The organism is Neorhizobium sp. T7_12 (assembly GCF_002968535.1).
GTDB classification, from domain to species: domain Bacteria; phylum Pseudomonadota; class Alphaproteobacteria; order Rhizobiales; family Rhizobiaceae; genus Neorhizobium; species Neorhizobium tomejilense.
The window spans coordinates 422,863-444,202 of the sequence record NZ_PVBK01000003.1 but is presented as its reverse complement, the minus strand read 5'-3'; the positions used below and the strand labels follow the sequence as shown (position 1 = coordinate 444,202).

Annotated in this window: 15 protein-coding genes; 12 read left to right on the top strand and 3 right to left on the bottom strand. The window is 62.8% G+C overall.

The annotated features are described in order from the left end of the window. Positions 1-50: 50 nt before the first annotated feature. From C5J26_RS11055 to tssH, 3 genes are all read right to left on the bottom strand, one after another. On the bottom strand, positions 51-1,133 hold the full coding sequence (locus tag C5J26_RS11055) for a hypothetical protein (RefSeq protein ID WP_245441143.1): 1,083 nt from the start codon (positions 1,131-1,133) through the stop codon (positions 51-53). A 136-nt stretch (positions 1,134-1,269) separates the two neighbouring features. After that, positions 1,270-1,746, bottom strand: a complete 477-nt coding sequence (locus C5J26_RS11050) for a type VI secretion system tube protein Hcp (protein WP_041365441.1) — start codon at positions 1,744-1,746, stop codon at positions 1,270-1,272. Positions 1,747-1,789: 43 nt separating this feature from the next. Further along, entirely contained in the window at positions 1,790-4,570 is a 2,781-nt protein-coding gene (gene tssH / locus C5J26_RS11045; protein WP_105401788.1) for a type VI secretion system ATPase TssH, read from the bottom strand. Between the two features lie 233 nt (positions 4,571-4,803). On the opposite strand from tssH, the gene tssA reads away from it, so the two are divergent. The 12 genes from tssA (at position 4,804) to tssM (ending at position 21,331) form a co-directional block, all read left to right on the top strand. Then, positions 4,804-5,874, top strand: coding sequence for a type VI secretion system protein TssA (gene tssA, locus C5J26_RS11040; protein WP_105401787.1), 1,071 nt, complete (start codon positions 4,804-4,806; stop codon positions 5,872-5,874). Between the two features lie 89 nt (positions 5,875-5,963). Next, positions 5,964-6,479 (top strand): type VI secretion system contractile sheath small subunit, encoded by a 516-nt coding sequence (gene tssB, locus C5J26_RS11035; protein ID WP_046635796.1) that lies wholly within the window; start codon positions 5,964-5,966, stop codon positions 6,477-6,479. A 123-nt stretch (positions 6,480-6,602) separates the two neighbouring features. Next, positions 6,603-8,084 (top strand): type VI secretion system contractile sheath large subunit, encoded by a 1,482-nt coding sequence (gene tssC / locus C5J26_RS11030; RefSeq protein ID WP_105401786.1) that lies wholly within the window; start codon positions 6,603-6,605, stop codon positions 8,082-8,084. 121 nt (positions 8,085-8,205) lie between these two features. Then, a complete protein-coding gene (gene tssC, locus C5J26_RS11025) occupies positions 8,206-9,594 on the top strand; it encodes a type VI secretion system contractile sheath large subunit (RefSeq protein ID WP_105401785.1) in 1,389 nt (462 codons plus the stop codon). Beyond that, positions 9,591-10,421 (top strand): type VI secretion system accessory protein TagJ, encoded by an 831-nt coding sequence (locus C5J26_RS11020; RefSeq protein ID WP_105401784.1) that lies wholly within the window; start codon positions 9,591-9,593, stop codon positions 10,419-10,421. The genes tssC (C5J26_RS11025) and C5J26_RS11020 overlap by 4 nt, the downstream gene beginning before the upstream one ends. After that, complete coding sequence (gene tssE, locus C5J26_RS11015; protein WP_105401783.1) at positions 10,414-10,923, top strand: type VI secretion system baseplate subunit TssE; 510 nt, start codon at positions 10,414-10,416, stop codon at positions 10,921-10,923. Before C5J26_RS11020 ends, tssE begins: the two co-directional genes overlap by 8 nt. After that, positions 10,916-12,694 carry a type VI secretion system baseplate subunit TssF gene (gene tssF / locus C5J26_RS11010; RefSeq protein WP_105401782.1) on the top strand — a complete coding sequence of 593 codons (1,779 nt, stop codon included), beginning with the start codon at positions 10,916-10,918 and terminating at the stop codon, positions 12,692-12,694. The genes tssE and tssF overlap by 8 nt, the downstream gene beginning before the upstream one ends. Before the next feature lie 21 nt (positions 12,695-12,715). Then, entirely contained in the window at positions 12,716-13,780 is a 1,065-nt protein-coding gene (gene tssG, locus C5J26_RS11005) for a type VI secretion system baseplate subunit TssG (protein ID WP_105401781.1), read from the top strand. Further along, positions 13,770-14,966 carry a type VI secretion system-associated FHA domain protein gene (locus C5J26_RS11000; RefSeq protein ID WP_105401780.1) on the top strand — a complete coding sequence of 399 codons (1,197 nt, stop codon included), beginning with the start codon at positions 13,770-13,772 and terminating at the stop codon, positions 14,964-14,966. Before tssG ends, C5J26_RS11000 begins: the two co-directional genes overlap by 11 nt. Next, positions 14,956-16,296, top strand: coding sequence for a type VI secretion system baseplate subunit TssK (gene tssK / locus C5J26_RS10995; protein WP_105401779.1), 1,341 nt, complete (start codon positions 14,956-14,958; stop codon positions 16,294-16,296). The genes C5J26_RS11000 and tssK overlap by 11 nt, the downstream gene beginning before the upstream one ends. After that, entirely contained in the window at positions 16,293-17,837 is a 1,545-nt protein-coding gene (tssL, locus tag C5J26_RS10990; RefSeq protein ID WP_105401778.1) for a type VI secretion system protein TssL, long form, read from the top strand. Before tssK ends, tssL begins: the two co-directional genes overlap by 4 nt. Continuing rightward, entirely contained in the window at positions 17,834-21,331 is a 3,498-nt protein-coding gene (gene tssM / locus C5J26_RS10985; protein ID WP_105401777.1) for a type VI secretion system membrane subunit TssM, read from the top strand. The genes tssL and tssM overlap by 4 nt, the downstream gene beginning before the upstream one ends. Positions 21,332-21,340 lie beyond the last annotated feature (9 nt).

Sequence of the window (21,340 nt, the reverse complement as noted above, 5' to 3'; positions counted from 1 at the left end):
CTGCCCGAACCGATGGCGAAGGAAAACCGATCAACTTCATCCACCGCACCTCAGATCATCCGCACTTCTGTCAGTTGCCTGGGGCGGGCGTCGTTGTAGAGCTTGTTGATGATCTGCTCGGCCTTCATCATCTGTGCGTGGCCAGTCGGGTCGAACAGCTTCCTCTCCACAAAACTCTGGTTCGGATAGAACGGTCCGTTCCCGGTGCTGATGCTGAGCTTGTTGACGCGCTCCCGGATACCGGAACCGATACTCTCGTATTCGATGCGCTGGCCCGGATCGTAGGACGCAAAAGGCCTGCCGTTGAATCGGGGATGAACGGCCTTCGGGTAACGGGGGTCGGACGGCATCTGCGAGATCGACTTTTCGCCGTATTTCGTTTCGCGGCCTATGGCACCGACGCTTCCGCCATAAGACGGTGCGTAGGTGACGAGCCTGTCGGAATCCAAGACTGCGCTCATGTAGAAGAGCAGTTCCATCTTTTCGGCCAGCTTCCTCTCGTCGACGCTACTGCCGGTCGGCGGGTTGCAGAACGGGATCCTGGCGGCCATGTCCGCAACTTGTCCCTTGTGTGCCTCGCTGATGGAATTGTCTTCCTTCACGCCTTCGATGAACTCATGCGTGCAGATATGGCTGGCACGGATGAAGTCCATGAGACGCGACTCGTAGTTGACCGAGGTCGGTGCGGAGACCTGTGTCCCGGTGCTCGTCAGGCCTTCCACCAGTTTTGTCACCTGCTTGTTGGCGACCTTCTTGGCCTCGTCCAGAACACCGCCCAGCGCGAACATGAACGCCTTGTTATTGTTCGCGGCGGCCATCAGATTGAAAGTGCGGTTGAGATTGTTATTGCAGATCACGCGGACAATCGCGCGGCCCGCCAGCACGCGTACCGAGGTCGTGGCGAAGGCGGCCATCATGACACTGCCGGTCAGGATCGAAGCCGCCAGCACAAACATCTCGGCGGTGGCGCGATCGCGCTCGCCTTGGGCCTTCATTTCGTTATTGTAACTCAATACCGCGGCGTCATATGCGCGCACGTAGGGGCTGGCGACGTTCAGCTCCCATTGGGACTTATGTTTGGGAAGCTTTACAAGAATATCGCTCAAGCGTTGATTTGCGGATGCCACGATCATCTCCCATCGTCCAAAGCCAAAAAATATCTCTCAACTATCTGCGAAAACGTCCGTCACCCGCGCAAGCGTAGACGGGTGGGGTAGCGCATGGATGCGACGCCGGCCGAAAGGCCGGCGCCGGCAATGTTGAGCGGCCTTAGGCGGCCTTGGCCGTGGAAAGATCGTAGGACGCGATCATCGGCGACTGCGGCGAATGATTCTCGTCGTAAGGCGTGTACTTCACCTCCATCTTGGTGAAGTTCAGCTTGATCGTTTCGATCGGGCGGTCACCGTTGGAATCGATCGAGTAGCTGGCGATCAGCGTGTTGGTAAGCGAGTATTCGATATACGTGTCGCCCGGGTTACCCGTGGTCACCAGGTGGATCACAGTGCGCTTGCCGGTGCGGCCCGAGCAGGCTTCCTGGAAAAGTTTGGTCGACGAGGAGTCGCTGACCTTGGTGAGGATGACTTCCGAGACAGTCGGCTCGGAAGCTTCACGGTTTGCCGCGGAACCGGCAGACGTGTTCATGTTGCGGGCAACGTTCCAATGGATGGCTTCGATATCCATCCACTTGCGGTGCTGTTCATGGGTTGCGTCACCCTGAATACCGTCGATCTGCAGATAAATCGGCATGCTATCAGCTCTCCTATTATCGGATTAAAATGCCTAGTTGCGTCTAAGGCGCAGTTGCCTTTCGTCTTGCTCCTCCCCGGGTGCGCTTGCGGCCCGAGGGTTCTTCATCCGCCTGCCGGCTATGATCCGGTTCGGCGAATTTGTGCTGGACGGCCGCGCTTTCGGTATCGATGCCGAAGCGTTGACCGTCGAAATTGATGGTGATGCCGGCGCTCTTGCGACCTTCCGCGACGGCATCGAGGAAGAAGGTGGAAAGCACGGGCAGAAGATCGCGAGCGATCATGATCTCGATGGCGCGGGCGCCCATCTCGCTGGTTTTCCCCCGGGAGACCAGCGCTTCCCGCGCGTCGGCCGACAGGTCGAGCGCCGTGCCGTAGGCTGCGCCAACGCGGTCGCGAATGCGTCCGATCTGGATATCGACGATGCCGGACAACGTCCCGCGGCCGAGCGGCATGAAGGGAAGGACCGTGGTGCGTCCGAGGAAGGCCGGTTTGAAATGTTTCTGCAACTCGGGAAGCAGAAGCGCTTCGAGCGCCTCGCCTTCCGGCATCGTGTCCGGATCCGCGGCAAGCGCCGCAAGCAGTTCCGAACCGGTATTGGCCGTCATGAAGATCGTAGTGTTCTTGAAATCGATGTCGCGACCCTCGCCGTCGCGCAGCGTTCCCTTGTCGAACACCTGGTAGAAGATTTCCTGAACGCCCGGATGCGCCTTGTCGATCTCGTCGAGCAGCAGCACCCCATAGGGCCTGCGCCGCACCGCCTCCGTCAGGACGCCGCCTTCACCATAGCCCACATAACCGGGTGGCGAGCCGAGCAGCATCGAGATTTTGTGCTCTTCCTTGAATTCCGACATGTTGATAGTCGTCAGATATCGGCTGCCGCCATAAAGCATGTCGGCAAGCGACAGCGCCGTCTCCGTCTTGCCGGTACCGGACATGCCGACGAGCAGGAAGACGGCCGGCGGCCGGCGCGGATCGGTGAGACCGGCGCGGGCAGCACGCATCGTCGATGCGATCCGTTCGATGGCCGCATTCTGGCCGAGCACGCGCTCCTTCAGCCGCACATCGAGCGTCTTCACCGTCTCGACCTGGTCGGACAGAAGCTTGCCGACCGGGATGCCGGTCCAGCGGGCGACCACTGCCGCGACCGCCTCCTTGTCGACAACACGTGGCATGAGCGGTGCCTCCCCGGCAACTGCCACAAGGCTTCGCTCGGTGCCGGCAAAGGCGGTGCGGGCGCTTTCGGGCGTCATCGCCTGCGGCGGGAAAGGCGCGATATTGGTGCTGCCGCTCGCCTCCCCGGCCGCAGACAACGGCACGATGGCGGGGTCATGCGAAAAGACGTCTTCAAGGCGATCGGCTTCGCGCGCAAGCCGCATCTCCTCGTCGAACTTCGCCCCCAGAGCATCGATTTCGGCACCGATCTCGTCTCGTTCTCGCGCAATCTCGGCAAGCCGGGCGACATTTCCCGGTGTTTCAGGCTCGCCCGACAACCATCTGGCTTCGGTTTCCAGAAGATCCCGCTCGTTGTTCAGCAGCTTCAACGCTTCCGGCGACGTCTGCCGCGCCAGCGCAACCCCGGCTGCAGCCGTATCGATCAGGCTGATCGCCTTGTCGGGAAGCTGCCGGGCCGGCAGATACCGGGCCGAAAGGCGAACGGCGGCCACCAGCGCCTCGTCGCGGATCCGCACCTTGTGGTGTGTCTTCAGGCTCTCGGCCACCCCACGCAGCATGCGCACCGCCGTCTCTTCATCCGGCTCCTGCACCTGTACCATCTGGAAACGCCGCGTGAGTGCCGCATCCTTCTCGATATAGCGCTTGTATTCGCTCCAGGTCGTTGCCGCGATTGTCCGCAGCTCGCCCCGCGCCAGGGCCGGCTTCAGGATATTGGCAGCATCACCCTGCCCGGCCTGTCCGCCCGCGCCGATCAGCCCATGGGCTTCGTCGATGAACAGGATGATTGGTTCGGGTGAGGTTTTCACGGCATCGACGACACCATGCAGCCGTCGTTCGAACTCGCCCTTCACGCCGGCCCCGGCCTGCAGCAGGCTGAGATCGAGAAGCTGCAGCTTCACCTGCTTCAGCCGCTCAGGCACGCGTTCAGCGGCAATCTCCAGGGCGAGCGCTTCGGCGACCGCCGTCTTGCCGACGCCGGCCTCGCCCACCAGGATCGGATTGTTCTGCCGCCGCCGCATCAGGATGTCGATCAGCTGGCGCAGCTCCCGGTCGCGACCGATGACGGGGTCGAGCTTTCCGGCACGCGCATCAGCCGTCATGTCGCGGGTATAAAGGCGCAGAAATTCGTTCTCCGCCGACGAAAAAGCCGGCCTCGAAAGAGCCGGCTCGGATGGGTTACCCGCTTGATCGATCGTCGCTTTCTCGAGCTTCTCGTCGAGACGCGTCCGGTCGAGGCCGCGCATCGAAGGCGCAATCCCGCGCACGACGGATCGCAGAGCGTGATCGGCGGTCAGTGCAGCCAGCAGATCCGCCAGCGTGATGGTACTGCGCCCGAATTGAAGCGAGGCAACAAGCCATGCTTCGCGAGCCAGCGAAAGCAGGTTCTGGGAGAGCACGAGCGACGCGCCGTCTTCCCGGCGTATATCGGCAATCGCCGCATCGAGCTCGGTGCGGAGCGTTTCCGAAGGAACCTTGAGATCCTCGAATACAGCTGAAACTTCAGGGATATCCAAAATCGCGCGAAGCCAGTGACCGACCTCGACGACAGGCTGCTGATGACGTGCAGCAAGCGAAGCGGCTGTCTCAAGACCGACACGCAAATTTGGCTCAAGCGTTCTAATCAGACGGCTGAGATCGATGTGCGACATCCGGCAAGCCCTGTATCTTTTGATCGAGGTGCAGTGTTCTTTCGAGATGCGAGGCAACAACTAGGGCGGTTACCGGACCTTGTCCAGATCAAAAGTTGCGCTATGTCAAAAAATAGCGGTTACGATAGTTGTCATGAAAATGTCACCTGCTTCCGGAGCTTGACAAGCCAGTATATGGCTCACAAGATGACGATCTGCAAATTTATGCTCCCGTTTTTGGAGAATATGATAGCGTGAATGTGCTAAAAATAGCCACCCCATTTGAAGAAGGCGGCCCGTGCGGAGAAAATCTTCGAGATAATACTTCTGTGCGCGAAATATACTATAGAATTAAGGATGCGAGAAACGCCGCAAGGACCGCCGAACGGGGAACTGTTCCAGGTGAAGCTATTGGTCTTTCACCTGCCTGGCATGATGTCAGCAATCTTGGATTGCAGATTCTTTCTTCAGTGAGCAAGGACATCGAAGTATTGGCTTGGCTGGCAGAGGCTCAGCTGCGGCTGCGTGGCTTCGAGGGTCTGCGCGACGTTTACGAAGCCATGGTGTCGCTTTTAGACAATCATTTTGACTCTCTGTATTCGATCGGCGATGCCGATTTCGAGGAACGGTTTGCGCCTCTCGCAGGCCTGAACGGCGTCGGCGGCGAAGGGACGATCATTCAGGCGATCCGCCTGACTTCATTGATTCCAGGCGGAAAGTTCGCTCAGTTTTCCCTCTGGGATTTCCAGCTTTCCCAGCGGGCGACCGAAAGCGAGCGGCGCCAGGAATTACAGCAGGCGGCGACGGAAGCCGGTGTCGCACGCATGTCAGGCCACCTGACGGTACTCACGGAATGCATTGCCGCTTTCGACCGTCTGGTCGCTATACTTGATGCTCGCTGCGGTGATCAGGCGCCACCGAGTTCGAATACACGCAATGTATTGCATGAGGCGGCTTCTGCAATTCGTGTTCTGGCGGGTATCGAAGCCGTCGTTCTCGCGCCGGAACAACAGTTGCCGCACAAGCCGGACCTCCGCCCCGCCAACACGAACGAGGCCGAGACGGAACCTGCAGCCCAGCCCCGTCAGGTCACCGCCGAAACTCTTCGCTCCCGCGAGGAGGCCTTCGAGCTGCTGATCGCGGTGGCGCGCTATTTTCGCCGGACCGAACCCCATTCACCGATTTCCATGTCGATCGAGACGCTCGTGCGCCGCGGCCGCATGGATTTTTCCGAGCTTCTTGCCGAGCTTCTGCCCGAACAGCATGCGCGCAATGCGGTGCTGACGGCGGCCGGCATCCAGCCCTCAGCCGACAGGGGAGGTTGAGGGGTCTACGACCGCTACGGGCTGCCGCCCGACAGCAATCTGCAACAGTCTGAATTCGTAATCTGCCGATGGCAGGAAGGAGAATCCCGATGGCAAGCGTGCATGAGAAACTGGAGAGGGTTCGCAAACCCCGGGTCCACATCAAATATGAAGTGGAGACCGAAGGCGCGATGGTGGTGAAGGAATTGCCCTTCGTCGTCGGTGTGCTCGGCGATTTCTCCGGCAATCCGACCCAGCCGTTGAAACCGTTCGGCGAGCGCAAGTTCGTCCAGATCGACCGGGACAATTTCGACGACGTGATGCGCCGCATGACCCCGGGTCTCACCATTTCCGTCGAGAACACATTGCAGAACGACGGAACCGAGCTTCCGGTTTCCCTGAAATTCGAAAGCATGGAGGATTTCGAGCCGGGCTCCGTCGTCAACCAGGTGCCCGCGCTGAAAGCCCTTCTCAACGCCCGCAACGAGCTCCGCGACCTGATGAGCAAGGCCGACCGTTCCGAGGAGCTGGAACGGCTGCTCGAAGACATCCTTCAGAACAAGGCCGACCTCTCCCAGCTCGTCGCCGAGCTCGGCAACGACAAGAAGAAAGACGCAGTGAACTGAGTGTCGTTCGCGCGCGGCCGACTGCGCGCTTTGAAATTCCTGCCCATCTGTTGGTTGGAGCAGCCGCCTGCTCGAAGGCGTCAACACTTCGAGACCGCTGCTTCCCTGAAAAGGATTTGAGACATGAGCACTGACACGCAATTGCAGACGACGGAACAGATCGATTTCGTTCCGGATCAGGACCTTCTCACGAAGGTGGTCGCGGCGACCCGCCAGACGGAGCCGAACCGCGCGCAGGACCTGCTGCGCACCCTCACCGACCAGGCCTTGAAAGGCACGGTCACCTATGACCGCAATCTGACCATCACCCTGAACAACGCGATCGCGGAAATCGACAAGACGATCTCCCGGCAGCTTGCGGCGATCATGCAGGCACCCGAGTTCGTGAAGCTCGAAGGAGCCTGGCGCGGCCTCAACTATCTGGTCAAGAACACCGAGACCAGCGTCAACCTGAAGATCCGCGTGCTGAACGCCTCGAAGCGCGACATCTCCAAGGATCTGGCCAAAGCGGTCGAATTCGATCAGTCGCGCCTTTTCAAGTCGGTCTATGAAGACGAGTTCGGCACACCGGGCGGCGAACCGATGGGCGCGCTGGTCGGCGATTACGAATTCGACAATTCCTTTGAAGACGTTCAGCTGCTGCAGGGCGTGTCGATGATCGCCGCGGCCGCTTTCGCGCCGTTCATCTCGGCTGCCAGCCCGCGCATGTTCGGTTTCGAGGACTTCCGCGAAGTCGCAAAGCCGCGCGACCTCGAAAAAATCTTCGATACGGTCGAGTACGCCAAATGGCGCGGATTCCGCGACAGCGACGATTCGCGGTTCGTGACGCTCGCCATGCCGCGCGTCCTCGCGCGCATGCCCTATGGCCCGAAGACCAACCCCATCGACGAGTTCAACTACGATGAGACGGGCGGCTCCGATACCGGCGAACTGCCGCATGACAATTATTGCTGGATGAACGCCGCCTATGTGATGGGCACGCGTTTGACCGAGGCCTTCGCCAAGAGCGGCTGGTGCACCGCGATCCGCGGGGCGGAAAACGGCGGCAAGGTCGAGGGCCTGCCGATGCACATCTTCTCGAGCGACGATGGCGATCTCGACCTCAAGTGCCCGACTGAGGTCGGCATCACCGACCGCCGCGATGCCGAACTCGGCAAACTCGGCTTCCTGCCGCTCTGCCACTACAAGAACACCGACTATGCCGTGTTCTTCGGCGCGCAGACGGCCCATAAGCCGAAGCTCTACGACCGGCCTGAAGCCAACGCCAATGCGGCAGTCTCTGCCCGCCTGCCCTACATGATGGCGACGTCGCGATTCGCCCATTACCTGAAGGTCATGGGCCGCGATAAGATCGGCTCCTTCATGGAAGCAGAAGACTGCGAAGCCTGGCTCAATCGCTGGATCGCCAATTACGTCAATGCCAATGACGAGGCGGGCGAGGAATCGCGTGCCAAATATCCGCTGCGCGATGCCCGGGTGACCGTTCAGGAGATTCCCGGCAAGCCGGGCGCCTACAATGCGGTCGCCTGGATGCGCCCCTGGCTGCAGATGGAGGAGTTGACGACCTCGCTGCGGATGGTCGCTCGGATCCCCTCCAAATCCTGATGCGACGCACGCGCGGCGTCCCCTCGCCGCGCGTGACCCTCCCGCATTTGTTTTCACGCAGTTCCGGACCGGCACAGGACTAGGCTTTTGTGGACTGACCGGATTTGACACCAGGATGACGATGGGTTCTTGCACAGAATGGAGGCGTCGGGTGGACCGGCTGATCGCATTGATCGACGACGCCCTGAACCGCCAGGTGAACGCGATCCTGCATCACCCGGACTTCCAGGCCATGGAGGCCAGGTGGCGCGGCCTTGCCATGCTGGTGCGCGCATCCGGACCGAGCGGCGATGTGAAGGTCAAGCTTCTGAGCATCAGTTCGCAGGAACTTGCGCGGAACATGGAACGCGCCTCGGATTTCGACCAGAGCCATCTTTTCGAGTTGATCTATAGCCGCGAATTCGGCACGCCGGGCGGCGAACCCTACGGGCTGCTGATCGGCGACTACCACTTCTCGCCGAGCGAGCCGCAAGGCGGAGACGCGGTCAGCCTCCTGACGCAGCTCGGCATGGTGGCTGCGGCCGCCTTCTGCCCCTTCGTTGCCGGTGCCTCGCCCCAGGCGATCGGGCTTGAGGACTTTGACGAACTCGGCCGCGTCCAGGATTTTTCCTGGCTCGCCAACGATCCGACCCGTATCCGCTGGAACGCGCTTCGCGCCCGGGAGGACTCGCGTTTCCTTGGCCTCGTCGGCCCGCGAATCCTGATGCGCTCGCCGCTCGAGCCCTACGACCGTCGGCGCAATGACGGCTTTCCCTTCCGCGAGGAGATCGCCGCGGACGGCAGTTCGCTGCTCTGGGGCAACGGCGCTTTCGCCTTCGGCGCCATCGTCATCCGCAATTTTATCGATTCCGGCTGGTTCGCCGATATCCGCGGCGTCACCCAGGACAGGATCGACGGCGGTCTGTTGAGCACGTCGGAGCTCCGCCCTTATGACTTCGGCACCGAAAGCAACGGGCTTTCAGCCCAGGCGCCGGTGGAAATCCGCCTGACGAGCGTTCAGGAGCAGCAGTTCTGCGATCTCGGCCTGATCCCCGTCGCGACGACCTATCTCTCCGCCTCGGCGATTTTCAACTCCAATCAGTCGCTGCACGCGCCGCCGCATTATTCCAGCGAGCATGCACGCCAGAACGCCCGGCTCGCCGCCATGCTGCAATACGTGCTCTGCGCCTCGCGCTTTTCGCATTACCTGAAGGTCATCATGCGCGACGAGATCGGCCAGCTCTCCGACGCCAACTCCATCCAGCGGAAGCTCGAGGACTGGCTGACCGGTTATACGCTCGGCAATGACGACGCCGATCTTTCGCTGCGCACCCGCTTTCCCCTGCGTTCGGCCGGCATCACCGTCGCGGAAATCCCGGGAAAGCCGGGCACCTTCTCCTGCACCGTTCGCCTGCAGCCGCATTTCCAGCTCGACGACGTCTCCACGAGCTTCCACCTCATCGCCGACACCGCGAACCCGGACCAGATCGTTCGCCGCCCCGTCGCCACTACCGAGAGGATGTCCGCATGACGCTTTCCGAAAGCATCGCCAACCGCTTGAGCGACAATGCACTCGATGCTGCGCTCGACATGGCAAAGGCGCACCTGAAGTCCAATCCCTCGGACCAGGAGGCCCGCCACCTCTATATCGACCTGCTGGTGCTTGCCGGTGACTATGAGCGCGCCGACACCCAATGCAGCCTGGCCGTCACCTTCGCCCCCGACGCGACCATGGGCTTTGCCCTTCTGCGCAATCAGTTGCGCGGCATGGCGGCACGCGACGCCTGGTTCCGGAGCAGCGCCGTGCCGGAATTCCCTGGAGGGCCAAGCAATCTCGACAAGCTTGCGGTCCGCCTCGGCCTCGCCCACCGGATGCGGGATGAGACCGATGCAAAGGAGATGCTCGCGGCCCTGGAAGATCAGCGCGGCGAATTTCCGATGCTCTGGAACGGCAAATGGGTTGCCGACTTCCGCGATCTCGATGACCGGATCCCCCATGCCCTGGAAGTCATCATGACGGGCGGCGCCTATCTGTGGATCGACTATGCCAAGATCGCAACGGTGACGGTCGAACCGATTGCGAGGCCGCGCGACCTCGCCTTCCGGCGCGCCGAACTCTCATTGATAGACGGCGCCGTGGCGCCCGTGCTGCTGCCCGCCATCTATCATGGCACGGCGTCCGATCCAGCGCTGATCCTCGGCCGCGAGACGGACTGGATCGAAGAACCGACGGGGATCACCACCGGCCGCGGCCAGCGTTGTTTCCTTGCCGGAGACGAACTCGTCTCCTTCCACGATACCGAAAACCTCGAAACCGTCGCGACGGCGGCCCGTCGCAAGCAGGTCGTCCATGGCTGACCCACTCGAACGCTACCGGCCGCGCGACCGCATTCTTGCCCGCTCGATCCTCGACCGGCTGATCGACGAGGCACCGGATCGCGCCTTCGACGCACCGGCAAGCCTGGTCGACCAGGTGCGCGACATGCGGGAATCGATCCGCCGCGACCTGGAAGCCCTGCTCAACACGCGCCGCTGCCCGACCGCACCGCCGATCGTGCTCGGCGAACTCAAGGACGCGCTGGTGAGCTACGGGGTCGACGGCATGGTATCGGCCAACCTCGTGACGGACGAGGCCAAGCTCAAGCTCGCCCAGATGATCGAGCGCCGCATTTCGCTTTTCGAAACACGCCTATCCGATGTTCGCGTAACGATCCTGAAGAGCCGGACGATGACGGAGCGGGCGCTGCGCATGCGCATCCAGGCGAGCTTTCGCCTGCATGAAGGCATGCCGCCGATAAGCTTCGAATCCACGATCGATCCGTCGACGCAGCGGTTCCTGGTGGAGGCGGCGAATGGCTGAAGGCTTCCTCAACCGCTACAATGACGAATTGCTGGCGCTGCGCCAGCGGGCGGCGCGGTTTGCGGATGCGTTTCCGAAGATTGCCGGCCGCCTGCGCATGACCGGCGACGTCGCGGACGATCCGCATGTGGAGCGACTGATCCAGAGCTTTGCCTATTCCGCCGCCCGCGTCCGCCAAAAGATCGACGACGAATTCCCGGAACTGACGGACGGACTGCTCGAAACGCTCTATCCGCATTATCTCGCACCGCTCCCCTCGATGAGCATCGTGCGCTTCAAGCCCAGCGGCACGCTTGCCTCGGTGCAGACAGTGCCCCGCCATACGGAAATCCTCGCCGAGCCGATCGGCGGCGAGGCCTGCCGGTTCCGCACCACCCAGGATGTCGATGTGGCGCCGATCGAGATCGCCGGTGCCGCATTGTCGGGCCAGCCGATCAACGCGCCGCTGTCTCCCTATTCCGGCGTTGCCGGCTGCCTGCGACTATCGGTCCGCACGCTCGACCCGCGCCAGCCCTTCGGAGCTCTCGGCGTCAGTACACTGCGGCTGCATGTCCCCTCGCCCTGGCAGCAGGCCGTCGCGATCCACGAACTGCTCGCCAACCACACGCTCGGCATCGCGCTTGCAAAACACGCCGACGATCGCAACGCGATCTTCCTGCCGGCCCGGAACCTGAAGCCGGTCGGCTTCGAACCGGAACAGGCCATGCTGCCCTATCCGGCGCCGAGCTTCATCGGCTACCGGCTGCTGACCGAATTTTTCGCCCTGCCGCAGAAATTCCTGTTCCTCGACCTCGACGGGCTCGACGCCTGGAAGGGCGAAGCGCTGGAGATCTTCATCTATCTGGATGAGACGGACGCGAAGCTCGAACGCACCGTCTCGGCCCGCGATTTCACCCTCAATGCCACGCCGGTTGTCAACCTCTTCCGCCAGACCTGCGAGCCGATTTCGGTCGATGGCACCCGCACCGAACATCGCCTGCTGCCGGACGCCCGCCGCCAGAGGACGCGCGAAATCTATGCGGTCGACCGCGTGCTCCTGGCGGGCTCCCGCGGGCAGGAAGAATTCTGCCAGCCGTTCTTCGGCCGCTCGCAGCGGGCGGGCAACAGTCCCTCCTATTGGCAGGCCTATCGCCGCTTCGACGAGGACGGGACGAGCGACATGGAGATCGCTTTCGTCGACCGCAATCGCCGCTTCGCGGGGCCGATGGATGCGGTGGCGAGCGTCGATACGCTCTGCCTCAACCGCGACCTGCCGGAACAGCTGCCCTTCGGCGGCGGCCATCCTTTCCTGCAACTGGCTTCGGGCCATGAGGCGGTCGCCGGCGTCGAGGCGCTGATCCCGCCGACCCCTTCCGTCCGCATGAACGATCAGGACGGCCGCAACTGGCGGCTCGTGTCGCACCTGCTGCTCAATCACCTCTCCTTGTTCGACAAAGAGGGCGCGGCGCTGAAGGATATCCTGTCGCTCTACGCCTTCCGCGACAGCCCGGAAACCAAACAGCTCGTCGATGCGCTGATCCGCATCAAGGCCGGCAATTCGACGGCACGGCTTGGCAGCGGCGGCATGGTGCCCGGCACCGAGATTGCGCTGGAATTCGATCCCGCCGCCATCGACCGGCCATCCGCCTTCCTGTTCGGCGCAGTGCTCGACCGTTTCTTCAGCCTCTACACCTCGGTCAACAGTTTCACCCGGCTGACCGTGTCTATGAAGGGGCAATCAAAACCCATCGCCAGCTGGCCGGCACGCGCCGCCGAGCGGCCATTGCTCTGACGAAAGGATTGCGAACCGACCATGGACCTTGCCACCCGCAAGCCTGACGCACCATCCGGTGTCTTGTCTGGTGCCCCAGCGAACGCTCTCTCCGACCTGCTCGAACGCAACCCGGGCCGCTTCGAACCGGTGACGGCATTCCGCGTGGCGCAGGCGGCGGTCTCTGAATATCCAGGGCTGGAGCTGGATGTCTCATCCCATGTCGGCGTCTCTCCCGCACCGCTCGCGGTCAGCGGCTTCAAGCGGAACGGCATGCGCGCGTCGGTCAAGAGCGCGCTTGCCGGCCTGATCGGCCCGCTCGGCTCCATGCCATCCGCTTATAACGAAATCATCCTTCGCGAAGAGCGCAACAGGTCGAAGGCTCTCGCAAGCTTCTTCGATCTTTTCAGCGCCCGCATGACCGAGCTGTTCGTCGATGCCTGCGAGAAATATCGCATCGCACGCCGGCTGCGCTGGAACGGCAACCGCAAGGACAATGCCTTCATCACGACCCTCCTTGCCTTGACCGGTTTTGGTACCAAGGGCCTGACCGAACGAAGCGGCGTCGATGAGGATCTCGTATTGCGCTTCTCCGGCTTTTTTGCCGCACGCAATCGCAATGCGGCAAACCTGCGCGCGATGCTTGAGGAATTCAGCGGCCTACCGATCGAAATCAAGCTCTTTCGCGGCCGCTGGCTTACCATTCCGGAGGAGGAGCGCAGCCGTATGGGCCAGCCGCGCGGCGTCCAGCTCGGTATCAACGCCACCGCCGGCGCCGCCATCCGCGATTTCAGTGGCGGTTTCCGCATCGTCATCGGTCCACTCGGGTACGCCGACTACCTGTCGCTCGCGCCCGGCGGTCGCAACATCACCGAACTCTTCGCACTCACTCGGCTTTTCGTCGGTTCCGCTCTCGACTTCGATATCCAGGTCATCCTCAGGAAGGACGATGTCCCGTTCTGCCAGCTCGGCGGCGAAAAGGCCGGCGACCCGCCGCGCCTCGGCTGGAACAGCTGGGCGCGCGTCGCCCCGGCCGCGAAAGACAGCGGCGATGCGGTGATCGTCGAACGCCCGCGGCACTTGGAGGGAGGCGGACATGCGGCTTGAACTGCGTCAGATCGATGGTGACGATACGTCGCCAGCGGCAAGGAAATGGTACTTCGAACGCGGCCGACGCACGCTCGGGCGAGCGCCGGATTGCGATTGGCGGCTGCCGGAGGACCAGCGCTCGGTTTCCAAATTCCATTGCACGATCGAACGGGATCGCGACGGTTTCCTGCTGCATGATCAGAGCGCCAACGGATCGAAGGTCGATGGCCTTATCGTCCATGAAGGAGAATCGGCAAGGCTCGCCGACCAGTCGATGGTCGAGGTTGGAAACCTGGCTTTCAAGGTCCGCATCTCCGGCGAACGGGATGAAGATCTGGAGGATCCCGATGCCGGGCTCCTGCTCAGCGATGAACCCCTGACCATCTCCGCCATCCTGGCGGATATCGCACCCGGGGGCCGCGCTGCCGGCGGCATTCTCGGCGAGCGCGTCGCGGAGGACTGGTCTATACCGGTCGCGACCGAGAAGGAGGGCTCCGGCCCATCCCGCAATGTCGAAATCGGCTGGAATGGCCCGCCCGAAATCGGGTCCGCCACCAACTTCCTTCCGGACGACTGGAATGCAGACGAAGGGTCTGACTACGGGAGCCGTCTGGAACATGGATCGGCCACCCATGTGTCCGCACCGGCACTGCGTGTCCGCCCCGTGGAGACATTGGAAACCGTCAACGACAATATACCTCCGCCCGAGCCGTTGATCGATGATTTCCCGCGCCTCTCGATCGGCCGGACCGGCGAGCTTGCGGAGAGGCTGGAGCCATTGCTCGGCCGGCTCGATGAAGCCTTGGAAAACGCCTTTGCCATCTTCGATATGGAGCCCCCGCTACCATCTTCGGAGCCGGATATCTTTGGCCGCGGCCGCGAGGAGGCGCTCATCATCCGCGCCGAGGCCCTGCTTGACCGGCAGATGAGGCTCAATGCGGCGCTGGAAGAGCTTGTGCGGGAAGCCGGGCGGCAGATGGAACCGCGCGTCCTGGAAGCCCGGATCGATGCCGGGTCTCGCGGCCTTCGCTTCGGTTCCCGCGATCGGGACTATTGGCAGGCTTACAAGGCGCAATTCGAAAAGAACGGCAGGACGCAATCGATCCGCGAGGTCTTCCGCGACACGATGATGCGGGCGGCGGACGGCGGGCAGCGCGAGACCATGCCGAAAGGACGAAAGGGAAACAGCAGACATGAGGAATGAAAACCGGGTCGCCTGGAGCGAAGGCATGTTCCTGCGCGTGCAGCATTTCCAGCAGGCGGATCGCTGGACGGAAAGGCTGGTCCGCACCACCACGCGCGGGCTCGCCCCCTATCCCTGGGGTGTGTCCGAGATCGGCATCGACCGCAGCGCGTTGGCGATCGGCCAGTTCGCTCTTTCCAACCTGCGCGGCATGATGCCCGACGGCACACCTTTCGAGGCCCCGATCGATGCCGATCTGCCGCCGCCGCTCGACCTCGACGAGAACACCAGGAACGCGATCGTCTATCTTGCCCTTCCCGCCCGCCAGCCCGGCAAAGCCGATGTGGCGCTGAACGGCGGCGCAAAGCTCAACAGCGTCCGCCTCGTCGCCTCGCTTTACGAAGCACCCGATGCCAATGTCGAGACGGATTTCATGGCGCCGATCGATGTCGGCCGGCTCAGCATGCGCTATCTCAAAACCGGCGACGAACTCAGCGGATACGAGCTCCTCGGCCTCGCCCGGATTATCGAGGTGCGCTCCGACCGCGCCGTCATCCTCGATCCGGAATTCATCGCGCCGAGCCTCAACTGCGCGGCCGAGGCGCGCCTCACCGAGCTGATGACCGAACTGCTTGGCATCGTCCGCCACCGCGCGGAGGCGATTGCCGAAAGAATCGGCGATCCCACCATCCGCGGCACGGCAGAGGTCGGCGACTATTTCCTGCTGCAGATCCTCAATCGCGCCGATCCGATGCTGAAACATATCCTTTCCAATGCGACACGCATCCATCCGATCGAATTCTACGAGACCTGCATCCAGCTTGCCGGCGAACTCGCGACCTTTACGACCGAGCGGAAGCGAGCGACCGATTTTCCGCCCTACCGGCATGACGACCTGAAGGCGACCTTCGCAGCCGTCTTCGACGACCTGCGCGCATCGCTCTCCGCGGTTCTCGAACAGGCGGCCGTTGCAATCGAACTTGCCGAGCGCCGCCATGGCGTGCGCGTCGGCACGATCAACGATCGCTCGCTGCTCAAGGATGCCGGTTTCGTGCTGGCGGTCAGGGCAGAAATGTCGGCCGAGGATGTTCGCCGGAAACTGCCGGCCCAAATCAAGGTCGGTCCAGTGGAACGCATTGCCGATCTCGTCAACGTGGCACTGCCCGGTATTCCCGTCCGGCCGCTGCCGGTCCTGCCGCGCCAGCTGCCTTACCGATCCGGCACGATCTACTTCGAACTCGACACCAAGAATCCTCTCTGGAAGCAACTCGACACCTCGGGCGCCATCGCCATGCATCTTGCCGGCGATTTCCCGGGCCTCGAAATGGAACTGTGGGCCCTTAGAGAATGAAGAACGAACCCGCATCCGCCTGGCAGAACCTGCCAACCATCGTCGAACTCACCGAGGACGGCGTCAAAAAAAAGCAATCCGCCCGAAAGATGGCAGAAATGCTGGACGACGTCCTCGAGTTCTCGGAAAGCCCCTCGGGCAAGGACCTGCAGCAGGCACCTTCCCGCAAGGGAGGCTGGTCGGTCGAGACGCTGGTCAGGGATTTTCGTTTCGGAGGGGAGGAAGTGCCGACCCTGGTGCGTTCGGCGGCTCCGCTGCTCAACCTGGCCCACGCGCTGCGCCACGCCGAGGAGCAACCGGACATCGATCAGCTCCGCAAGATCGCGGTCGAGGCCATCGGGCGTTACGAACGCGATCTGGCCAGCGCTCGCATCAGTCCGGACCGGGCCCGGGCCGCCCACTATGTCGTCTGCGCCACCGTGGACGACGTGGTCCTGAGCAAGCCCTGGGGCGTGCGCGCCGGCTGGGCGCGCTCCGGCCTCGTCTCCACCTTCCACATGGACGTGACCGGCGGCGACCGGGTGTTCGACCTGCTCGACCATTTCCATCAAAGCCCCGGCGCCAACAAGGATCTGCTGCTTCTCATCTATCTCAGCCTGTCGCTTGCCTTCGAAGGCCGCACCCGGGTTTCGCCGCGCGGCAGCCTCGAACTCGGTCGCATCCGCGACAGCCTCTACAAGACGCTGCTTGGCCAGTATGGTGTCTTCGAGCGGGAGCTGTCGCCCCATTGGAAAGGTGTTTCGGCCCGCCACAAGCCGTTGCGCACCGCCGTGGCGCTCTGGACGCTGCTCTCCATCCTCGCGCTCGCCTTCGCGCTCGGTTATCTCTTCTTCACCCTGTCGCTCAACAGCGCCTCCGACGGAACGTTCCAGCGCCTGGCCAGCCTGCCGCCGCGCGAGACGCCGAGCGTGCTGATCAAGGTGCCAACGCAGTCGCCTGGACCGGACCAGCCCGTCGTCGAGGTCAAGCCCGCGCCGGTCGAGCCCCCGCCGAAGCAGCCAGCGCCGCCGAGCCGCCTCGACAATCTCCTCGCCTTCCTCCAGCCGGAGGTGGAAAAGAAGCTCGTGACGCTGTCGGATTCGAACGGCCGACTGCTGGTGCGGATCAACAATTCCGGTCTCTTCAATACCGGCAGCGCCGAAGTCAGCACGAAGTTCCACGATCTCATCCAGCGGATCGGCAGCGCCCTCGCCGCGGAAAAATTCCGTGCCGTCGTCGTCGGTTATACCGACAACGTACCGATCCGCACTGTCCAGTTCCCTTCGAACTGGCATCTGTCCGAAGCGCGCGCCAAGGCGGTCGGCGACATTCTGGCCTCCTATGCCGGGCCGGATGCGATCCTGACCGAAGGCCGCGCCGACAGCGATCCGATCGCCGACAACAGCAAGCCCGAAGGGCGCGAGATGAACCGCCGTACGGAAATCCTGGTCCTCACGGATTCCACAGAAAGACTGAGCGACGCGGGCCTCAAGGTGCCGCCGGTTCAGGCTGAAAGGCCGAAGCCCGAAATCCCGCCGGCAGCCGGAGGAGCGGCACGATGAACCCGTTAGGTTTCTTCTATACGCTGCGCTCCTATGTGGAGGCCTATGCGGGCCTTATCGGGCGCCGCTTCATCTCCGTCATCTGGGTGGCGGCAATCTGCGTCGTCATCTGGTTCTACGGATATCTGGCCGCCTATGGGAATTTCAAGCCGCTGGCCAGCGTCAATTCCCGCCTGCTTCTGATCGGCGTGGTCATTGCCGTCTGGCTCGGCTATCTCATCTTCACGGTCATCCGCGACCGCCGCCGCGACAAGCAACTGGTCGAGAGCATCGAGCGCGATGGGCAGGCGGAGGCCGCCGCCAACCAACAGGCGGAGGTGGGTGAAATCCACAACCGCCTGAAGGAAGCATTGCAGCTCCTGCGGCGCATCACCCGCAAGCGTTTCGGCTATATCTACGAACTCCCCTGGTACGTGATCTTCGGCGCGCCCGGTTCCGGCAAGACCACCGCTCTCACCAATTCCGGCCTGAAATTCCCGCTGGGCGATGCCCTGAGCAGCAATTCCGTCCAGGGCATCGGCGGCACCCGCAATTGCAATTGGTGGTTCACCGACGAAGCGATCCTGATTGACACCGCCGGTCGCTACACGACCCAGGACGATCTGGACGGCACCGCCAAGGCCGGCTGGGAAGGCTTCCTCGGGCTGCTGCGCAAATACCGGCGTTCACAGCCGATCAATGGCGCTCTGCTGACACTTTCGATCGGCGATCTGCTGACCCGTGACGCGGAAGCGCAGCGGGAGGAGATCAGGGCAATCCGCCAGCGGCTTTCGGAACTCGACGAACACCTGCAGGCCCGCGTTCCGGTCTATCTCGTGCTGACCAAGGCAGACCTCCTCACCGGTTTCGTGGAATTCTTCGACGGGTTCAGCAAGACCGATCGCGAACAGGTCTGGGGCACGACATTCGGCCTGGAGGAGAGTTACACGGCCGCCAGATTGCCGGACCGTTTCCTCGAGGAATTCGCCCTATTGCAGGAACGCGTCGGCGCCATGCTGATCGAGCGTCTTCAACAGGAGCCGAATCCGGAGCTGCGAGGCCGCATCTTCCGTTTCCCCGCGGAACTCGCCGCGCTGAAGGAGCGGCTGCACGAGGTGATGACGGAGCTTTGCTCCGGTTCCAAGCTGGTCGAACCGCCAATGCTGCGCGGCATCTATTTTGCCTCCGGCACGCAGGCCGAAGAGACAAGCCTGCCTTCAGCGGCACGGCCGCGCCGCAGCTATTTCCTGTCGCGGCTCTTCAAGGACGTCATTTTCGACGAGGCGTCCCTGGTCGCCCGCGACAAGCGGCTTTCCCGCCGACAGGTGTTTTTCCGCCGCACGGCCTATGCCGCCGCGGTTCTGGCGCTGGCCGTCGTGCTCACCAGCTGGACCGCCACCTATTTCCAGAATGCCGCAGCACTTGCCAGCGCCGAGCGGCGCATCGACGCCTATGAAGAGCTGGCGCGGGGGGTGCCCGTCCGTGACGTGACGGATAGCGATTTCCTTCGCGTGCTCCCGGCACTCGACAATCTCGCCGCCGTCACCAGCGAGTTTTCGCGAACCCGCGTGTGGCCGGTCGGCTTCGGCCTCGACCAGGAAAACAAGGTGGCCGGCCGACAGCGCGACGCTTACCAGCGCGCCTTGAACGCGCTGCTTCTGCCCCGCATGCTCGTTCAGCTACAGAGGGAAATGACCGAGAGCAAGGAGCGGGCGGCGACCTTCGACGCCCTCAAGCTCTACGGCATGCTTGGCGGGCTGGGCCCGATGGATGCGGATTTCGTTTCACTGGAAGCGGAAGAAATGTTCGCCAGGCTTTATCCCGGCGAAGGTCGATCAGCGGCGCGGCAGGCGCTGATTACGCATGCCGGCACCATGGCGCGTGGGTCGCTCCCACCGATCGAACTCGACAGCGCCCTGATCGCCAAGGCCCGCGAGACAATCCGCTCCCAGAGCGTCCCGAGCCGGGCCTACGATATTCTCGCCGGTGACCGTCAGTCGCGCTCGCTGCCTGCCTGGACGCCCGCCGGTGCGCTGGGCCCGCTCGGCGAACAGGCATTCGAACGCCTATCCAAGGCACCGATAGGGGAAGGCGTGCCCGGGCTCTTTTCCAGCACAGGCTACCGGCAGGTCGTTCTGCCGAAGATTACCGATGCGGCCCGCGCGGCGCTCGAGGAACATTGGGTGCGCGGTGAGGCCAACGCGGTCGGCTTGACCGTCGATACCGTCGCCCAGGCCGCGTTGCAGCTCTACTTCGACAATTTCGAACAGCGCTGGACAGGGCTGCTGGCGGACCTCAGGGTCAAGCCGTCGCAGACGATCGGCAATGCGGCCGAGACGACCCGCATCCTCGCAGGCGAGCCGAACCCGGTGGAAAGTATCGCCAAGTCCATCGCCGCGGCGACCGATCTTCGTCGGCCCGGTGCCGAGGTTGCGTCTGCTGCGAATGACAGCCTGCCCGCCTCGACTACCGCGCTTGCGAGCGCTGCGAACGCGCCCGACCCGTTCGCACCGCTGCGCGCCGCGCTCGAACCGCCCCAATCCGATCCGTTGTCCACCGCCCAGCTGCCGGCCGGTCAGGCGCAGGACGCACCCAAATCTCAGGTCGCTCAGCTGAAACCGGTCCTGCAAAAAGTGCATGAGCAGCTATCGCGTGCCGCGACTTCCACCGCCGAAGTGGCAAAGGTCTTTGATGTCGACAGTCAGCTGACCAACGCCAACCAGGATCTGCTGCAGCAGGCGCGTCGCCTGCCGGCGCCCGTCGATACCTGGATGGCCGGGCTTGCCGCGGATGTCGGTTCGCTAGCGGTCAAGTCCGCCCGCACCCGCATCAGCAATGCATGGACCGCCGAGGGTGCCAATTTCTGCTCCAGCGTGGTCACCGGCCGCTACCCCTTCGACCGGGAATCGCCGCGCGATGTCGCGATGAGCGATTTTGTCCGCCTGTTCGGTCCGAAGGGTCTGTTCAAGACCTTCTTCAACGACAGGCTCGCCGCTTTTGTCGATACCAGCTCCTCGCCCTGGGGCTGGAAAGGTACCTTCGGCTCCGCCAGCATTCCGAGCGAGGCGATCGCCCAATTCGAGAATGCCGACAAGATCAACCGTGCCTTCTTTTCCGCAGACAGCGAGACACCGTCGGTCGCCATCAACATCAAGCCCGTCTCGCTGACCGATAGCGCCAATGCCGTCATGCTGGAGATCGAAGGAGAGCGCGTCGTCTATTTCCATGGACCGATCCAGTCGAAATCCATCACCTGGCCCTCGACCGGACCGAGCAACGCTTCGCGTATCGCCTTCCAGCCAGGAGGCTGGCAGGAGGCAATGACGGAAAACGGCGACTGGTCGCCTTTCAGGCTCTTCGATGGTGCCAATATCGCCATGCAGGGCGACGACCTCTTCCGCGCCCGGTTCCAGCAGAATGGACGGACGGCGGAATTCGACGTGCAGTTCGGCTCCGTCCTGAACCCGTTCCGCCTGGAGGCCCTCAATGCCTTCTCCTGCCCCACGCAATTCTGATCGGCACGC

Excerpts from the sequence above, each read along its gene's own strand:
- C5J26_RS11055 (WP_245441143.1), bottom strand. The coding sequence starts at position 1,133 with ATGATCGTGGCATCCGCAAATCAACGCTTGAGCGATATTCTTGTAAAG.
- C5J26_RS11050 (WP_041365441.1), bottom strand. The coding sequence starts at position 1,746 with ATGCCGATTTATCTGCAGATCGACGGTATTCAGGGTGACGCAACCCAT.
- tssH (WP_105401788.1), bottom strand. The coding sequence starts at position 4,570 with ATGTCGCACATCGATCTCAGCCGTCTGATTAGAACGCTTGAGCCAAAT.
- tssB (WP_046635796.1), top strand. The coding sequence starts at position 5,964 with ATGGCAAGCGTGCATGAGAAACTGGAGAGGGTTCGCAAACCCCGGGTC.
- tssC (WP_105401786.1), top strand. The coding sequence starts at position 6,603 with ATGAGCACTGACACGCAATTGCAGACGACGGAACAGATCGATTTCGTT.
- tssC (WP_105401785.1), top strand. The coding sequence starts at position 8,206 with ATGGGTTCTTGCACAGAATGGAGGCGTCGGGTGGACCGGCTGATCGCA.
- C5J26_RS11020 (WP_105401784.1), top strand. The coding sequence starts at position 9,591 with ATGACGCTTTCCGAAAGCATCGCCAACCGCTTGAGCGACAATGCACTC.
- tssE (WP_105401783.1), top strand. The coding sequence starts at position 10,414 with ATGGCTGACCCACTCGAACGCTACCGGCCGCGCGACCGCATTCTTGCC.
- tssF (WP_105401782.1), top strand. The coding sequence starts at position 10,916 with ATGGCTGAAGGCTTCCTCAACCGCTACAATGACGAATTGCTGGCGCTG.
- tssG (WP_105401781.1), top strand. The coding sequence starts at position 12,716 with ATGGACCTTGCCACCCGCAAGCCTGACGCACCATCCGGTGTCTTGTCT.
- C5J26_RS11000 (WP_105401780.1), top strand. The coding sequence starts at position 13,770 with ATGCGGCTTGAACTGCGTCAGATCGATGGTGACGATACGTCGCCAGCG.
- tssK (WP_105401779.1), top strand. The coding sequence starts at position 14,956 with ATGAGGAATGAAAACCGGGTCGCCTGGAGCGAAGGCATGTTCCTGCGC.
- tssL (WP_105401778.1), top strand. The coding sequence starts at position 16,293 with ATGAAGAACGAACCCGCATCCGCCTGGCAGAACCTGCCAACCATCGTC.
- tssM (WP_105401777.1), top strand. The coding sequence starts at position 17,834 with ATGAACCCGTTAGGTTTCTTCTATACGCTGCGCTCCTATGTGGAGGCC.